Here is a 16,474-nt window from a genome sequence, read left to right on the forward strand (position 1 = left end):
GGAGGATTTCATATGAGATTGGAAGGCAAAATTGCAATTGTCACGGGTGCAGGGAGAGGCCTCGGTGCTGGAATAGCAACTAAACTTGCATTGGAAGGAGCGAAAGTTGTTGTTGCGGACATCAAGACGGATTTGGCACAGGGGACAGTTGATGCCATTGAAAAAGCGGGAGGCGAAGCTACTGCCTGCTCTGTCAATATTGCAAGGCAAGAAGAAGTTGACGCAATGTATGATTTGACATTGAAGACATATGGTACTTTGGATATTGTTGTCAACAATGCTGGGATCAACAGGGATGCAATGTTGCATAAAATGACAGTTGAGCAGTGGAATACAGTAATTGCCATTAACTTGACAGGTACTTTTTTCAGTGTACAACGTGCTGCTCAGATTCTCAGGGAGAAAGGCAAGGGAGCAATTATCAATATTTCGTCAGGCAGTTGGTTAGGAAACATAGGTCAGGCGAATTATGCAGCTTCAAAAGCAGGTGTCGTCGGTTTGACAAAGACTGCAGCACGTGAACTTGCAAGAAAAGGTGTAACGTGCAATGCCATTTGCCCAGGATTCATTGATACTGACATGACAAGGGGCGTTCCTGAAAAAGTTTGGGATATCATGATCAATAAAATTCCTATGGGACGTGCAGGCAAACCTTCTGATGTTGCCAATCTTATTGCCTTCTTAGCATCAGATGAAGCTAATTACATAACTGGTGAAGTTATAAATGTCGGTGGCGGCATGATCGTTTAGGAGTTTGAAATGGACAATATGCAAGATGTAGTTATTGTAAGTGGTGTTCGGACCGCAGTGGGAAGTTTCGGTAAAAGCCTGAAGGATATACCTGCTATCGACCTAGGTGCTATGGTAGTGAAAGAAGCTGCCAAAAGAGCAGGTCTCCCATTGGATAGTGTTGATGAACTAATTATTGGTCAGGTCGGAGAAGTTGCTGAGAATGGTTTTGTTGCAAGGGCCATAGGAATCAAAGCTGGACTTGCAAATGACTCTACTGCTTATTCTGTCAATCGTCAGTGTGCATCAGGTATCCAATCCATTGCAGATGGAGCTATGGAAATTCAGTTGCACCATGCTGATATCGTTGTTGCTGGTGGCGCAGAAAATCTTTCTATGCTTCCATATTACGTGAAGGATGCCCGTTGGGGCACAAAAATGGGGCATAAGGTTCTTGAAGATGGAGTCTTGGATATCCTGACTTGGCCTGTGACCAATTCACACAATGGTATTACAGCCGAAAATATTGCAAGGAAATATCATGTCACCAGAGAAGAGCAGGATGCTTTTGCTCTTCGTAGCCATAATCGGGCCGAAACAGCAATCAAAGCAGGAAAGTTCAAGGATGAGATACTGCCGATTGAACTGAAGGATCGGAAAGGCAATGTAACGGTCTTTGATACTGATGAAGGTGTAAGATTCGGTCAGACAATTAAAAAGCTGCAAAGATTGAAGCCTTGTTTTCTTGAAGGGGGAACTGTTACTGCGGGTAATTCTTCAAGTCTCAATGATGCAGCAGCCGCAGTTGTAATGATGTCTCGTAAGAAAGCAATGGAACTTGGTTTAAAACCGTTGCTGAGAGTCGTTGATTGGGCAGTAGCAGGTATTGATCCTGATTATATGGGATATGCACCGAAGCTTTCCAGTGAAAAATTGTCCAAGAGAATTGGCAAGGATGTCCGTGATATTGATATGTTTGAAATCAATGAGGCTTTTGCAAGTCAATGTATTGCTGTTACGAGAGATCTTGGCCTTGATATGGATAAGGTCAATATCTATGGCGGTGGGCTTTCAATAGGGCATCCTTTGGGAGCGACAGGTACCGTATTGACCGTAAAGGTGCTGTATGAGTTGATGAGAACCGATAAAAAAGATGCTATGATCAGCATGTGTATCGGCGGAGGGCAAGGGATGTCAATGTATTTTACCAAGCCATAATAACCATAATAAACCATTTGTTTTTTCCTTACTTCGGCGTGCTGGTTTTGCTGGTTGCAATCGGCACGCCTTGTTACATTAGTCGTGTTGCTTGACGTAGGTATTTTGAAACAGAATCTTATATGTTTTGCTGGTGTTTGATTGTTTTTTTATCATGTAGGACAGTATGATGACAAGGGGAGATAGCATGAACATAGGCGAGTATATGAAGGCACTTAAAAAGCAAATGCAGGATTTCGGAATTACTTGCATTGAAACGGCAGACGGCAAAAGTGTGACATCCCTGGAGATTGATGATGGCAAGACGAATATCTATGACATTTCTTTTGGCGGTGTGCTTTTTCATCTTTGTGATTTGACTGCTGGTTGGTTATATCTGGAAAATGAGGAGATTGGCGTAACAGTTTCAGGCAATATTGAATATATCAATCCTGCACCTGCAGGAACAACTGTATACTGCGAAGCAACGATGCTGAAAAAAGGAAGGAAACTGTCATATATTGATACGAAAGTAACTGCTGAGGGAGGAAAGCTTGTGTCCAAGGCTTCTTTTGTCTTTGCCAAACTTAGCAGTTGATATATGAAGGTATCATCATAACTGTATCGGCTATGTCAGTTTTTGATGAGAAATATGCCAAGTTTGTTGGTTCATAGCTGCTTGTCAGCGGATTTCATGATATATGATTATAAAAACAGTCTGGCAGTTTTTTGGGCAATTTCCGGATAACGGGAGAAGGCGAGTACCAATTGTATCGGATCCTCGGTACTTCCCTGATTGTTTGAAGCAAGTAAATCAATCAAGTCCCTGCTGAGATACTCCTTGGTCCTTGGTTGATCAATATTACCGGCATTGCACTGGAAGAGGACTCCCAGTTCCTTCAGTGATTTGAAAAGGTCATTGTTCCATGTCAGCCAAGGATACCTTTCCACATGTGCAATGATGACATTCCGTCTATTTTCAACTACATGCTCTATCTTTTGCAGCAAATGTTCGGGTTCGTGCATGATAGGAAATTCCAAAAGATAATATTTGTCATCAATTGGAATACCCTGGATGTCTTTTTCTGCGTCTTTGACAAAGATTTCTGATCCAAGATAGCAACTGATTCCGAAGTCTTCAGCAAGTGATTTGCAATATCCATAGACATTCAATATATTTGGCACATCTGTGTGCACATAAGGATTGAACAGATGTGGCGTGAAGGTAATAGAGGAAATATGGCATCTAATATATGCAGAAAATATGCTCGGTAACTGTTCTTTTGTTACCGAACCACCTTCAATACCAGGCAGTAAATGTGTATGGATATCTCTGTACATATTATTTATTATACTACATTCCTACTTCGTTGTACAAGAATTAGTCAATATAGCCATTTTAATAACGTAAATGAACGGATTGGTAACATGAATATACTTGTCTTTTAAGAAGAAATATGCTTTAGATTTGTATCTATAAGTCAACGCTCAATTATTTCATGTAGGCATTATTGAGTGATACTACAATGCATTGACTAATCACTAAGGAGAATTAGAGTATATAATGAGTAACTTTACATATTATATTGATTGGGATTATTCGTGAATATGTCAGTTTGTAAAGAAACAAGCCATATTAGGCATGTTTCCTGATCAGTTCTGCAGGCGGCTCCTTCACATTGACATCACGGTATTTCGGAGATTCCCTGCCGACGGTCGATAGTTCCTCCCTTATCTTCCGTTCCTTCGGCTGGTCCCTGTGCTGTAGCCCGTGACCTTTCCCGTACGGCTGGAAAAGTACCTGCCGCAGACCCTGCAGCTGTATTTCTACCTCCGGCAGTCCCCTGCCGTATGACATGCTCCGAACCGCAGTACGGACAGATGACCGTCTTGGCCTTGCTTGGCAGGATACCGGATCCTGAAGCTTTCCTGTCCTTCTCCAGTACAGGTTTCTTGTCCATTTCCTTGTTCAGTTTATCGACGATCAATTGCAGCTCCGTGTCATTGAACTGGTTCAGCCATCTGGCAACATTATGCAGCTTTTCAAAATCCTTGGATGTGATCATGGGAACACTCTATAGCTAGAACGTTATTGACACAACACAACAGACATATTCACGAATAATCCCCAAATATAACTTATATATTTTGGTCCTGATATATTACATACTACCAATCAAATATCTTGACTGCAAGTAATCAGTTCAGATTTATTATGATAACCAAACGGCAAACAGAGAAAAAAGACAACTTTTGAAGAAAATGATATATGGTGTCAATGCCGTCGTCAGCCTATCTATTTTGGCAGAGACGTAACTAAAAATGACACCGATGAGGCATCTGAGAGGAAACCAGCCGTTATTTTCCAAGTAATTGCTAAGATTATACAGGAAGTGAACAACTGGCCGGACTGTACGAATACAATCTTTGAGGTTGGCAAGTAATGGCAGGGACATTATGTGTTGGGGCATAAATCTGTGAAGATACTTATTGACTGAAGTTATCAGCATGCTCCATACATAGAAAGACAGCTTTTCGATGACCCTATCATAGTGACGGTTCTTACCATTATCACTGTTAACATTATCTTTAGACTGTTCCAGAAATAAATCAAGAAAAGTTTTGTACAGATACAAAAAATAAGATAGTTATGTAAAAGATTCTCAGGATTGAAGAACTACTGAGAGAATATTTTGTACATGATGAAGAATTCGATTTCTAATCTGGCAAGTTTTCTTTTTAATATCAGAAAGAAAATCTAGAAAATCTACCCATAGTGTAGACAAAATCATCTATGCAATATATATACGAACTATCAAAATAGATATTTTGCTTATTTTTTGGAAAGTTGCTTATGATATATCTGCACTGTCTTTACCCTTTGTAAAAATTACGGTGCCAATATGCTGTAGCTTGTTTTATAATCAGAGTTTTGCAATGCAGGTTTAGTACAAATCCCTTAAGCCTTCTTTTTGCCACCGGTTTTCGGCTTCTTCCTGGAACCGGGCCTTGAACCCTTGGGGATCTCCAGCCCGAACTCGTCGAAGATGTCCACCTGCTTCCCGACGAACTCCGAGACCTTCGGGGACCTGCCCCTGAGCTGGACAAGCCTGACAGACCGCATCTCGTCAAGTACGTCCCACGGAGTCGCGAACCGCTTCCTGAAACCATCGCTCGTGGAGAAATAGCGGGCATGGAGGTAACAGTTGAGGATGAGTGCGACGAACTGGAAGAAGACCCTTCCGTCGGTACTGGGCTCCGTCCAGGTCCGGAGCCTCCTTCCTCCCTGCCAGCCCTTCAGATACATGAAAGCCTTCTCCTGGGAATCCCGCATCCGGTATTTGGAAAGGACCCAGTCAGGCGGATACTCCCGTGCATCCATGTTCGTGCAGACGATCGCGAAGAACCCGCAGCGTTTCCTGCATCCCGCAATCTTCTCCTCGTCCCTCGAGCAAGAGACGACCGTCCCGTCACCATCGGTCTCGACGGCAAAGTGCCTGCGGAATTTCTTCAGGAGCCTCTCATCCGGCGCCCCGCCGCCCTTCAGGTGACCGAGGAGGCTCTCCTCCTCGTCAAGCAGCTCCACGGTGAGCGCTTTGTCCTCTGCGCCTCTGGCCTCGGGATCGAAGAAGAGACAGAGCCTCTGCGGAACCGATGTCCCATGGCCTTTCCCTTCGTTTTCCCTGTAGCAATAGGGGTACTCGTAATCCTTGGCATAGCAGTCGTGGTCCCTGAGGAACACCCCCCTGGCCGTGATGCTCCCGCTTTCGGAAAGGGCCTCTCCGATGCATTTCGTGATCTTTGCGTCACCGGTCTTCGCCATGAATATGGCCCTGATCCCCTCCGGCACGAGGAGATCCAGGTTTTCCTTGCTGAGATACGCCCTGTCCAGGATGAGGCCGTAGTCACTGAATCCCGCACTCTTGAGTTCCTCCAGCAATAGCCTCAGCGTCCTGGAGTCGGGGATGTTTCCGGGAAGCTTCCGGTAATGGGCGGGAAGGCCGGTTGCCATGTCGTACATGACAAGCAGCCCCACCTGCCTTGCGAGGTCGTGTTCCTTGTTCTTCCCCCATCGGGAATCCGCCAGGTCCCTTGCATGGCTGGATATGCTGGTGCTGTCTATCCCGAACCAGTCGGCAGCCCCGCCCTCGCGTGAGGTGCGAAGTGCCATGAACCGGTCGGCCTGCTCCTTGGTGACCGACTGCGACAGCCTCGTTATCCTGCTGGAGTCGATCCCTGCGGAAGGATACCACTGGGTTTTTGACGACGACTCGAGCCTGCTGCAGCTGCGTCCGTAGATAAGCCGGAAGTAGGCGATGGTGAGGATCTCGGCGGTACGCCCGCGACCGAAGACGGTCTCGAGATCCTCCTTCAGCCCGCAGCCGCGGGCAAGCAGGTCAAGCATGAAGCTGTCACCGTAGAGCAGGTACCGATCCTCACCCTCGTATGGGGAACCGTCGTCGGGAACCCCTGTACGGTCATACCGGCGGGACAGGTCCCATGCCTCGGGGAAGAGGAACCTTTCCTTCTCATCGGAAGAAAGAAGCCTGAAGCGGATGTTGGGGATGAAGAGGAAGGGTTCGTCAAGCTTGCCCCAGACGGTGATGTCGGGAACACGGACGCCCTTCCTGTTGATTTTGGGATCTGTGGTTATCGCATACCTATGGCCGTTTGAACGGAATGCCTTCATCCGGTACTTTGCGTTCGGATCCTTCTTCCTGCCCATACCTAGCCTCCTTTATATGTTAATACAAATAAAGAAAAGATTCAAGGCACATAACTGCAATCAGACAAGGATATTACATGATTTTCAGCAATTCATACTAAACCTGTATTGCAAAACTCTGATTATAAGTAAAAAAGCATATTTTTTGTACTGTAGTATTGCCGTGAGAAAAACAAAGGTATATTGTCTGTTCCATATTGAAAATCAGTAAAGAGAAGTAGCTGTTCATTGTTTCCCAGTTTCAATATTTCCATCTGGTCTTTTGTGGGGGTTGCTATTTCAAGTAATCTTTTTGATTTGATAATATTAATATTGTGTTTGAGCAGTATTGAAAATAGAGAACCATTGAGATTTTCATTGACTAGAAAATCCAATGAGGGTGCATAGACATTTATTTCAATTATCAGGGGATTGTTATCGATATATCGAAGCCGTTGGGTTTTGAGTACTTGTTGTTGTGAATCTATAGCGAAAAAGTCACATTCTTTCTGTGTCGGATGCAGAAATTCTTGGGATAAAAGTACTGTCTTTGGATTATGATGATTTTTTAAACAATTGTCAGTAAAACCTATGTTGTCATTTGCTTGGAGAATAGATTTCTTTTCAGCAACGAAAGTCCCTTTCCCTTGCTTTTTTATCAACAGACCATCTTCAACCAATTCCTGCATTGCTTTTCTGACAGTAATTCTACTGATTTTTAAAGTTTCTATCAGTTCATTTTCAGTTGGTATCTTTTCTCCTTGCCGATATGTCCCTGATTTGATTTTGGACGAAATATAAAGGCTTACTTGCCTATATAACGGTGTTGCACTTGTCGGATCTATTTCCATAATTTGACTTCTCCCAATTGTCTAATACATTATATAATAAAATATAATAATTAACCAGTGAAATGTTTATCAAAAGCTAAGTAAAGATATTTTTTGCATTAGTAAGCTAGTAATTTATTTTATTCCAAAGGATTAAAATGAAAAAACATGTTGACATAATAAGATAATAGGCATTATTATATAATGTATTATTACATTATACCAGTTAAAGACTGTAATTCGGAGGAAAGGTATGAAAAAAATGTTTGTAGGTATGTTGCTGGCTTTGCTTATTCCTTGTAGTACCGTATTTGCTAATGGGTCAAGTGAGCAATCAAAAACAGCAGGTCCTGTTGTTTTGAAGTTCATTCACAAGTTTCCCGAACCCCAGCGGCTGAAGTGTTTCAATGAAATCGTTGCTGGTTTTGAAGAGGAAAATCCTGAAATCAAGATTGATATGACCGCGTATGGTGATGAAGAAATAAAGGATAAGACAAGGGTATTGCTTGGAAGTGACCAGGCTCCAGATGTGTTCTTTACATGGAGCGGTCAGAGAGTACAACAGTATGTTGATTCCTCAGTTGCCTTGGATATAACCAAGTATCTTGATGCAGATCCTACATGGAAAGACAGCTTCAACCAATCGATGCTGAACTGTACAAAGAAAGAAGGGTCATATTGGGGTGTACCTTTTGACTATTCCTCCAAGGAAATGATTTACAACAAGAAGATTTTTGCCAAGTATAATATCAGTATTCCGACTACATGGAAAGAATTTCTTGCTGTCTGTCAGACACTTAAAGAAAACGATATCATTCCGATTGCAGTAGGTAACCAATATCCATGGGTTATCTGCCATTATCTGACTACTCTTAATACCAAGCTTGTCCCTCAACAAGTTCTTCAGGACAACTATGCGTTGAAAGATTCTAATTTTACCGATGCTGGATATGTCCAAGCATATGACATGTTGCTTGATTTATACAACAAAGGGTACATGAACCACGATGTAAATTCCTGTACCTATGAAATGTCTGAATCTTTGGTTATCGAAGGAAAGGCTGCCATGTGTTACGATGAAACCCAGATCCTATCTAAGTATGAAGAAGCGATGGGTGATGACTGGGGATATTTTGACTTTCCTGAAATTGAGGGTGCCAGAGGCGAGAAAGGTTATATTACCGGAGGACCCGATGTGTTCATGATTAATAGTTCTACCAAATATCCGGAAGAAGCAGTGAAGTTTATCAAATACCTTACTAGCAAGAAAGTACAGGCAAAAATCTGTAAGGATATGGCATTCCTGCCAGTTGTAAAGGGTGCAGCAAATTCTGAGAACTCGTTGCCTGAGACTCTGGAAATTATCAAGAAAAACAATGATGCTCCTGGTATTGCCGAATGGCTTGACTGCGTATTGAACCAGACTGTAGCCAATGAGTATCTGGTTGGATGTCAGGATGTATTTAACGGTGTAAGTCCTGAAAAGTTGATGGTAAATGTTTCTGAGGTAGCGAATCAAGAGAGTAACTAAGTTTTATACATGTGTGTATCAGTATGTTACTGATACGCACATGCTTTTTAATAGGAATATCGATGACAACGATTTATAAAGACAAGAAAATACTGTTATTTTTTACGATACCGGCATTTGCTTTTGTAGCATTGTTCATTTTCTATCCATCGATAATGAATTTCTACTACAGTTTATTCCGGTGGGCGAGCTATTCGAAGAAGATGAAATTTGTTGGATTGAGCAACATACGAAAATTATTTGCTGATGCTGTTGTTTGGAAAGCATTTGCCAATAACGTGCTGTATGCTGTTTATTCCCTTGTATTTCAAGTCTGTGGTGGATTGGTTCTTGCCCATGTTATTAATCTGTATCTCAGCGAAAGGTTTGCAAGGTTTTCGCGAGTTATTCTTTTTATACCGGCTGTTGTTTCCATCACGGCGATCGGGTTGCTGTGGATGATCATTTATAGTCCGTCTGTCGGGTTCTTGAACCCTTTGCTTCGGCTTGTAGGATTGGGAATGATTGCTACGGATTGGTTGGGGAACAAGGAAACTGCCATGCGGGCTGTCATTATGGTTTCCCAATGGCAATATTTGGGGGAAATGGTCATGTTGTTTACTGTTGGATTGCAAAATGTTCCAAAGGAAATCTATGATTCTTCGCGGGTCGATGGAGCCAATGGTATACAGACTTTTTTCCATATTACCATTCCAATGATTAAGGAAAACATCCTTATGAATGTTACTATTACAATTATTGGTGCATTTATGGTGTTTGATGAGGTGTATGTCATGACTAGTGGTGGGCCTGGGCGAGCCACTGAAGTGTTGGCGACATTGCTGTATAAGACTGGTTTCCGGATGGACAAGATGGGGTATGCCAGTGCTATTTCCGTATTGTTGTTTGTTATAACTTTTCTTCTTTCAATCATTCAGCTGCGGACATTCAATGTCAAGTTCAAGGAGGGAAAGGAAAAATGAAGAGATATAATCCCATTCCACGGATTGTAATCAACTTGTTGGTTTTCTTTATTGTGCTTGCCATTTTGGTCCCGATTGTTTGGATGTACTTTGGTGGTTTCAAGACAGATACTATTCTGTTTTCCAGTCCTTGGGCAATGCCGCAGAGTTTTTCCTTCAGGAATTTTGTTGTTGCTTGGAATTTCTGTATTGGCGGAAATATTTTAAACAGCATCATATATACTGTAATAGGAACAGCAATCACTGTCTTGCTTTCAAGTTTTGCCGCTTTTGCTACGGTAAGGTTTTCCTTTTGTCTGAAAGCCCAATATTTTGTATTTATCATTTCAGGGATGATGGTTGCTTCCCAGAGTGCTCTTATCCCAATTTATAAGTTATTGATGAGTATACACTTGTACAATACAAGAATCGGATTGATTCTGCCATACGTTGCCTATCGTATTCCGTTTTCGTTTTTCTTGCTATGGACTTACTTCTCTGTTTTGCCAATTGACGTAGAAGAGTCGGCTTATCTGGAAGGAGCAAAGATACATCAGATATTTTTCAAGATTGTCTTTCCGATGAGCAAAGCTGCTCTTATTACAGCTATCATTGAAAGTTCTAGGTATATTTGGAATGATTTTGCTTTTGCTCTTGTATTTACAGAGGATCCTTCATTGAAGAATATACCTTTGGGCCTTTTTGCACTCAGGTCGACGACTCATACGAACTGGACCGTATTGTTGGCTGGTCTTGGCCTTTCGGCAGTACCGATGATTGTCGTGTATCTTTCACTGCAGAAATATTTCATCAATGACGTCAACGCAGGTTCAGTAAAGGGGTAAGCAAGCTATGTTTTCAATGTTATGCATAGGAGATAATGTCGTCGATATCAACTATGACAGGAAAAAGATTTATCCTGGCGGCAATTGTGTCAATGTTTCGGTGTATGTTCGTTCTCTGGGATATGATGCGGCCTATGTCGGTGTATTAGCTGATGATGCCTATGCCAAATTAGTAAGGGATGTACTTGATTCCCATCATATAGACCGTAGTCTGTGTCCTATCAAACACGGAGAAACCGGACGTTGTAGCTGCAAGACAATCAATGGGGATCGAATCCTTACCGATGAGAATGATCTTGGCTTGGTCAAGTCATCACCGCTTTTGATTTCTGATGCTATCCTTCGTTTTGCAAGAGATTTTAGTCTAATCCATACAAGTTGCTATAGTTTCATTGATGGGCAGCTTGAAAAACTGAAAGGACTAGGAATCCCGCTTATCTATGATTTTTCTGATTTGTGGGATGAAAAGAAAATTGCAGCAGTTTGTCCGAATTGTACCTATGCTCTCTTTTCTGTTGGAAATCTGGACAATTTTAATCAAAATAAACAATTGCTTAAGCAAGTAGTCGATAAGTTCAATTGTGAGCTTTCGATTGCAACATTAGGAGCAGACGGAGCGTGGGTCTATTACCATGACAAGGAATTCTTCCTGTTTCCGTATAACCGATCGGGAAAAGTATTTGATACGACCGGATGTGGTGATGCATGGATTTCCGGTTTCATTGCTACATATCAATGTGAAAGAGACAAATATAGGTCATATACCACTGCAGGTACATCCGATTTTCATCTTTCCGATGATGATGAGAATGATTTTTCCAATGGTCTGATACCTTACTGTATGCATGTAGGAAACTATTGCGCTGCAAAGATTGCAAAAACTGACGGGGCTTTGGGATATTTTGTTCCTTTTGCTGATTGGGAGGAATAAGGTTCATGGTAGAAGCAATTATTTTTGATATGGATGGCGTGCTTATTGATTCAGAGCCTTATCATCTTAGCTTGGATCTGGAATTGCTTAGAAGACATGGAATTGAAATGTCTAAATCAGAACATGATAAGATACGGGGAATGGATAATCTTTCTTTTTTCAAAAGGGTGGTTGCTGAACATAAATTAGATGTTTTACCAGAGCAATTGCTTGCCGAGAAAAACAGCATGATGCTGGCAGCCTTGCAATATAGGTTCCCACATATGCCTGGAATTGAGGATTTGACAGTCTTGCTCAAGCAATTGGGGTTACTGGTTGCTGTTGCTTCTTCTTCTTATAGAGTCGTAGTCGATTATGTATTGGAGAGGCTCCATTGGAAACATCTTGTTTCCTGTTCTGTGTGCGGGGATGAAGTTACCATTGCAAAACCTGATCCACAGATTTATGTAAGGACTGCTGCTAAACTTGGTGTCTTGCCCTTGTCCTGTGCAGTAGTCGAAGATTCAACCAATGGAATCTTATCTGCAAAAAAGGCTGGGATGAGTGTCATTGCCTACTGTAGGGATGCTGTTGGCGGGCAACAGGATGTCAGTCTTGCTGATTTTTCTATATACAGCTTCGATGAGATTGGAAAAGTTCTTTGCAGGATAGTGTAAAGACTTTACACAAAGATTATAATACGTTATGATATGTTATATATTATTTTGGGAGGACTCTATGTTTAATTTTGATGAGTCACGGTACGCAAGTGTTGTGAACAATGCGATTGCACTGCGGCCACAGATTGAGGCTGCTGTCGATGAGATATGCAAGCAGGGATATTCAAATATCTTTTTTGTCGGTTGCGGGGGAACGTATGCACATTCTCTTCCAATGAAGTACTGGCTTGATTCTTCTTCGATGATTGAAAACCATGCAGTCATTGCAGCAGAGTTCATGGCGATGGGACACAAACGTTTTAGCAAGGACAGTATCTGTATTTTTTCTTCCAGAAGCGGTAATACAAAGGAAATTGTTGAAGCTGCCCAATTCTGCAAAGAAGCAGGAGCAAGAACAATGGTCTATGTTTCAAATGACGATACCCCAGTATGCAAGTTTGCAGATTACAAGTTCTATAGTTTTGCAGAAGATGATTGTCTGAGCGAAGCAATTTATTCTTATATGATTTTTGCTATTGCAAGGTTTATGAAAAATGCAGGTGAATTTCAGGACTATGACAAATTTATGGAAGAGTATGAACAGCTGACACCTTTTTTACTGAAGGCGAAAGAGCAGTATGAGCCTAAGGCTAAGCAGGTAGCTGAGAATTTGAAGGATGACACTTACCATATGGTTGTCGGTTCAGGAATGCTCTGGGGCGAGGCATATGATTATGCAATGTGTATCCTGGAAGAAATGCAGTGGCTGAAGACAAAATCAATCCATGCCGCGGAATTCTTCCATGGTACTTTGGAACTAGTTGAAAAAGACATGAGTATCATTATGCTGTACGGTGAAGATGAAACAGAACCTCTGATGGACAGAGTGAAGAAATTTGCTTCGACGATTACTGACCGAATTAACATATTCGATACTTCGGTTGTCGAGTTGCCATTCTCTTGTGCTGTATATAGGAAGATTGTATCTCCTCTTGTCATTTATGCAATCCTAGAGAGACTGAGTTGTTATTTGGAAGAAGTAAGGCACCATAAGCTGACGATCAGACGTTACTATCGGCAGATGGAATATTGATCTGAGCTGACAGAAGGGACTGTTGCCGTGTCATCCTATGACTTTTGCAACAGCCCCTTCCTAAGCCATTCGAGAATGAAATTCAAGTTATGATTCTACTTTTGTGTGTATCATAGGCTTATTGAAACTATATGTCCAAAAGGAAAACAGTACGTGATGGCGGATACATCATATCAGTTTTTTCTTTTTTTTTCGTGATAGTATATTTGGGCAAGTGTTTCTTCTGCCCAGCTGTATTGGCTCATATATTCTCCACAAAAGTCACTTGCATTTTTTTCTCCGTTTAGATATCTGTAATAATCACAATCAACCAACTGTGTATTTAGACAGCATTCCTTTCTTGTCTTTAGTATTAATCCCAAGATGCCCGAAATTGTAGCACTACATTTTTAACCCCAATGCTTCCTTGAACTTTCCTGAGTCAAGACTTGAGGGAACCTCAATCCCAAAGGCCCTGTAGCATTCCTTTACTTGCCTGTTCGGAGTTTCGACTATGACTGTTCCGTCTTGCTTTCTGAAGCACATCAGGGACTGTGTCCTGCCGATGATCTCCGGAAGCGGATGGCCGTCCCCATTCGCTTCCTTCCTGAACAGAAGCGTGATGATGAGGCAGATCATATCTGCAAGGATCTTGCCCCGTACCGTGCAGTCGGTCCACTTTGCAAGGGGAAGCAGCTTGAGATATGCCTTGGATGTCTTGAAGGCTCCTTCTATGTCGGCACGGTCAAAGTAGCGGGAAAGGATGTCCTTGGGAGCAGCCCGGTAGTTTGCAATGAGTACGAAATATCCGGATTTCACTGTCAGGAAGTCCTTGTCCCTGGCACTTAGCTTCCCGTATGCATCCTCATCCCTCAGGATGCCGTCACGGAATCCCATGAGCGCATTTTCCTTGTCGACGAACGGATAGAGGAACATATGCGCATCAAAGAGCCTGCTCTCCTCGCAGGTCCCGAAATAAGTATGCCTGTTGCGGACAAATGCATATTTGCCCTTTGGGATCTGTTCCTTGTGCCTCCAGTACAGTTCCTTGTATGGATATCCCTTCCTTGCCGGCATCCTCAGTATCAGGGACTTGTCCCCGCAGTCAGAAAACGCCCTTATGATTTCCTTTGATGCATATCCGGCATCAAGGGTGAGGGAACCGACGCTGATGCACAGGCTTGACTCCACGTCTTCCACGATGCCCATCACCGTGCTCACGTCAAGCAGGTTCCCCGGGATGATGTCGAACCATACCGGAAGGGAATGCCGTGCGTCCAGTACCAGGACAAGCCTCATCATGCAGGCGCTCCCATGTACCCCGTGGCTGCACAGTGCATCGAAGGGATTGTCCGCCATGCTGTTCGGCAGGGGGGTCGAATCCACATAGCACGCATTGCCGAAACCAGGATCCTTCATCTTCATGAAGGACACGAACCCCTTGAAGAATGCCATCTTCACACGGTCATCCCCCAGCAGGGAGAAGAAGCCCGAATCACAATGCAACGAGGCTGTCCCTATGTCATCAAGGAGGTAGGCTGCAAAGGACTTGTCCAGGAAGCTGTCACACGATATCGCACTTCCGTTCCTCAGTATCCCATGCAGGAGATGGGCATACACCCTCTGGAGGTCCTTTTTTTTCGTAAAGACGTCCTCCAGAAGCCCTGCCAGCCCCTGTTTCCTCAGAAACTCCAAAAGGAGATAGGCATCCCCGAAGACGGTGTGTACCTCCTTCTTCAGTTCCCCGTGCGACATGATCCTCCCGTCATCGTCATCAACGGGACTGAACTCATCCTTTTCCACATCATAGGAGACAAGGCCCCTGGTCGGAGAAACGAAGACCCCCCTTTTCTTTGCAGCATCAAGGAATATTATCTTCCCCAGCACCTCCCTTGAAATCTGCCTGGAATGATATTTCGCTCCGCGGACGTATGCGACGTCCTTGATCGAAGCCGAACCGGATATGAAATTGCCTGCGGCATCGCAACAAGTCTTCTGAGTTTTGATAAAAGCCATGTTCGCCTCTTAAGTAGTCTTTTATATCACTACATAATATACAGCGCATTACAACTTATATCAATAATTCAAAAGAAAATATTCAAACTATTTGGAATGTAGTACTACAAAATCATTCATCTAAGGTATAATAGTAACCTGTTTGATTATGGGGGTCGTGATTGTGCTGGGGGCTGCCATAGGATTTTCTGGTTCAGATTTCAGACATCTTGAACCATTGTTTGCTCCGGATACACAGCCGATTGCAGGTATGTTGCCGATAATTGCTGTTGCTCCGTTTGCCTTTGTGGGATTTGATACTGTTCCGCAGGCATCTGAAGAGTTCTTATTTGATACCAGACAATGTAAGAAAATCATGAAACTCGCTATTTTTTTTGGTTTTCTGATCTATATTGCGGTAAACACGGCTACAGCCATTGTATTTCCTTGGTATGATTTCATTTCAAAGCCATCTGAGTGGTATACGGCTGATGCCGTGGCCTATGTATTGGGACGGGGAGGAGTATATATCCTAAGCATCTGTATCCTGGCAGCATTATTGTCTGGAGTCCTTGCCTTTTATATGGCCGCAAGTCGGCTTTTGTTTGCCATAGGTCGTGAAAATGGTTTTTCATTTTTTGCTAAGCTCAATCAAAAGAACGGGACTCCTGAAAATGCCATTGTATTTACTCTGATGTATTCGCTTTTTGCTCCTTTTTTTGGACGGACTGTTACTTCTTGGATTTTTGAGGTTGCATCCATCGGTACTGCAATAGGTTACCTTTATACTTGTCTGTCTTGCCATAAGTTTTCCAAGAAAGACGGAAATCGAAGACAGGCAACAAAGGCCTTGATAGGGAGTCTGTTTTCATGTTCGTTTATTGCTTTATTGCTCATACCGGGAACGCCGTCGTTCCTTTCAATACCATCCAGGATAATTACCTTAGGTTGGGTAATATTGGGTTCTGTTTTCTTGTTGACACATAAAAGGAATTTCTTAGGGAAAAAATCCGATAGGAGGATACTGGATCATTGAATAACATTTTATTTCGAAAGACAT

At 42.8% G+C, this 16,474-nt stretch carries 15 protein-coding genes; 10 read left to right on the forward strand and 5 right to left on the reverse strand.

Annotated features, from left to right (window positions below; genetic code table 11):
• Positions 1 to 12 precede the first annotated feature (12 nt).
• From fabG to LKE40_11715, 3 genes are all read left to right on the forward strand, one after another.
• The gene (gene fabG, locus LKE40_11705) at positions 13 to 750 is read left to right on the forward strand and encodes a 3-oxoacyl-ACP reductase FabG (GenBank protein MCH3918094.1); all 738 of its coding nucleotides are present in this window, start codon (positions 13 to 15) and stop codon (positions 748 to 750) included.
• A 9-nt stretch (positions 751 to 759) separates the two neighbouring features.
• Positions 760 to 1,947: a thiolase family protein gene (locus tag LKE40_11710; GenBank protein MCH3918095.1), complete on the forward strand. Its 1,188-nt coding sequence runs from the start codon at positions 760 to 762 to the stop codon at positions 1,945 to 1,947.
• A 187-nt stretch (positions 1,948 to 2,134) separates the two neighbouring features.
• Complete coding sequence (locus LKE40_11715; protein ID MCH3918096.1) at positions 2,135 to 2,524, forward strand: PaaI family thioesterase; 390 nt, start codon at positions 2,135 to 2,137, stop codon at positions 2,522 to 2,524.
• A 107-nt stretch (positions 2,525 to 2,631) separates the two neighbouring features.
• On the opposite strand, the gene LKE40_11720 is transcribed toward LKE40_11715, so the two are convergent.
• The 4 genes from LKE40_11720 to LKE40_11735 form a co-directional block, all read right to left on the reverse strand.
• Positions 2,632 to 3,267 (reverse strand): hypothetical protein, encoded by a 636-nt coding sequence (locus tag LKE40_11720; protein ID MCH3918097.1) that lies wholly within the window; start codon positions 3,265 to 3,267, stop codon positions 2,632 to 2,634.
• Between the two features lie 344 nt (positions 3,268 to 3,611).
• Entirely contained in the window at positions 3,612 to 3,992 is a 381-nt protein-coding gene (locus tag LKE40_11725; GenBank protein MCH3918098.1) for a hypothetical protein, read from the reverse strand.
• A gap of 893 nt (positions 3,993 to 4,885) precedes the next feature.
• On the reverse strand, positions 4,886 to 6,652 hold the full coding sequence (locus tag LKE40_11730) for a transposase (GenBank protein ID MCH3918099.1): 1,767 nt from the start codon (positions 6,650 to 6,652) through the stop codon (positions 4,886 to 4,888).
• Between the two features lie 122 nt (positions 6,653 to 6,774).
• Entirely contained in the window at positions 6,775 to 7,482 is a 708-nt protein-coding gene (locus LKE40_11735; protein ID MCH3918100.1) for a GntR family transcriptional regulator, read from the reverse strand.
• 232 nt (positions 7,483 to 7,714) lie between these two features.
• Between LKE40_11735 and LKE40_11740 the strand changes: the two genes are divergently transcribed.
• From LKE40_11740 to LKE40_11765, 6 genes are all read left to right on the forward strand, one after another.
• Positions 7,715 to 8,992 carry an ABC transporter substrate-binding protein gene (locus tag LKE40_11740; GenBank protein ID MCH3918101.1) on the forward strand — a complete coding sequence of 426 codons (1,278 nt, stop codon included), beginning with the start codon at positions 7,715 to 7,717 and terminating at the stop codon, positions 8,990 to 8,992.
• Positions 8,993 to 9,054: 62 nt separating this feature from the next.
• Positions 9,055 to 9,954 (forward strand): sugar ABC transporter permease, encoded by a 900-nt coding sequence (locus LKE40_11745; GenBank protein ID MCH3918102.1) that lies wholly within the window; start codon positions 9,055 to 9,057, stop codon positions 9,952 to 9,954.
• Positions 9,951 to 10,778 (forward strand): carbohydrate ABC transporter permease, encoded by an 828-nt coding sequence (locus LKE40_11750; protein ID MCH3918103.1) that lies wholly within the window; start codon positions 9,951 to 9,953, stop codon positions 10,776 to 10,778. The genes LKE40_11745 and LKE40_11750 overlap by 4 nt, the downstream gene beginning before the upstream one ends.
• 7 nt (positions 10,779 to 10,785) lie before the next feature.
• The gene (locus LKE40_11755) at positions 10,786 to 11,709 is read left to right on the forward strand and encodes a PfkB family carbohydrate kinase (GenBank protein MCH3918104.1); all 924 of its coding nucleotides are present in this window, start codon (positions 10,786 to 10,788) and stop codon (positions 11,707 to 11,709) included.
• Positions 11,710 to 11,714: 5 nt separating this feature from the next.
• Complete coding sequence (locus LKE40_11760) at positions 11,715 to 12,365, forward strand: HAD family phosphatase (GenBank protein MCH3918105.1); 651 nt, start codon at positions 11,715 to 11,717, stop codon at positions 12,363 to 12,365.
• 61 nt (positions 12,366 to 12,426) lie between these two features.
• Positions 12,427 to 13,440, forward strand: coding sequence for an SIS domain-containing protein (locus tag LKE40_11765; GenBank protein MCH3918106.1), 1,014 nt, complete (start codon positions 12,427 to 12,429; stop codon positions 13,438 to 13,440).
• 381 nt (positions 13,441 to 13,821) lie between these two features.
• Here LKE40_11765 and LKE40_11770 read toward each other — a convergent pair whose 3' ends face one another.
• Positions 13,822 to 15,435, reverse strand: coding sequence for a transposase (locus LKE40_11770; GenBank protein ID MCH3918107.1), 1,614 nt, complete (start codon positions 15,433 to 15,435; stop codon positions 13,822 to 13,824).
• Between the two features lie 148 nt (positions 15,436 to 15,583).
• Between LKE40_11770 and LKE40_11775 the strand changes: the two genes are divergently transcribed.
• Positions 15,584 to 16,450, forward strand: coding sequence for an APC family permease (locus LKE40_11775; protein ID MCH3918108.1), 867 nt, complete (start codon positions 15,584 to 15,586; stop codon positions 16,448 to 16,450).
• Positions 16,451 to 16,474 lie beyond the last annotated feature (24 nt).

The organism is Spirochaetia bacterium (assembly GCA_022482625.1).
Taxonomy (GTDB): Bacteria; Spirochaetota; Spirochaetia; order Sphaerochaetales; family Sphaerochaetaceae; genus Pleomorphochaeta.

Excerpts from the sequence above, each read along its gene's own strand:
- fabG (MCH3918094.1), top strand. The coding sequence starts at position 13 with ATGAGATTGGAAGGCAAAATTGCAATTGTCACGGGTGCAGGGAGAGGC.
- LKE40_11710 (MCH3918095.1), top strand. The coding sequence starts at position 760 with ATGGACAATATGCAAGATGTAGTTATTGTAAGTGGTGTTCGGACCGCA.
- LKE40_11715 (MCH3918096.1), top strand. The coding sequence starts at position 2,135 with ATGAACATAGGCGAGTATATGAAGGCACTTAAAAAGCAAATGCAGGAT.
- LKE40_11720 (MCH3918097.1), bottom strand. The coding sequence starts at position 3,267 with ATGTACAGAGATATCCATACACATTTACTGCCTGGTATTGAAGGTGGT.
- LKE40_11725 (MCH3918098.1), bottom strand. The coding sequence starts at position 3,992 with ATGATCACATCCAAGGATTTTGAAAAGCTGCATAATGTTGCCAGATGG.
- LKE40_11730 (MCH3918099.1), bottom strand. The coding sequence starts at position 6,652 with ATGGGCAGGAAGAAGGATCCGAACGCAAAGTACCGGATGAAGGCATTC.
- LKE40_11735 (MCH3918100.1), bottom strand. The coding sequence starts at position 7,482 with ATGGAAATAGATCCGACAAGTGCAACACCGTTATATAGGCAAGTAAGC.
- LKE40_11740 (MCH3918101.1), top strand. The coding sequence starts at position 7,715 with ATGAAAAAAATGTTTGTAGGTATGTTGCTGGCTTTGCTTATTCCTTGT.
- LKE40_11745 (MCH3918102.1), top strand. The coding sequence starts at position 9,055 with ATGACAACGATTTATAAAGACAAGAAAATACTGTTATTTTTTACGATA.
- LKE40_11750 (MCH3918103.1), top strand. The coding sequence starts at position 9,951 with ATGAAGAGATATAATCCCATTCCACGGATTGTAATCAACTTGTTGGTT.
- LKE40_11755 (MCH3918104.1), top strand. The coding sequence starts at position 10,786 with ATGTTTTCAATGTTATGCATAGGAGATAATGTCGTCGATATCAACTAT.
- LKE40_11760 (MCH3918105.1), top strand. The coding sequence starts at position 11,715 with ATGGTAGAAGCAATTATTTTTGATATGGATGGCGTGCTTATTGATTCA.
- LKE40_11765 (MCH3918106.1), top strand. The coding sequence starts at position 12,427 with ATGTTTAATTTTGATGAGTCACGGTACGCAAGTGTTGTGAACAATGCG.
- LKE40_11770 (MCH3918107.1), bottom strand. The coding sequence starts at position 15,435 with ATGGCTTTTATCAAAACTCAGAAGACTTGTTGCGATGCCGCAGGCAAT.
- LKE40_11775 (MCH3918108.1), top strand. The coding sequence starts at position 15,584 with ATGGGGGTCGTGATTGTGCTGGGGGCTGCCATAGGATTTTCTGGTTCA.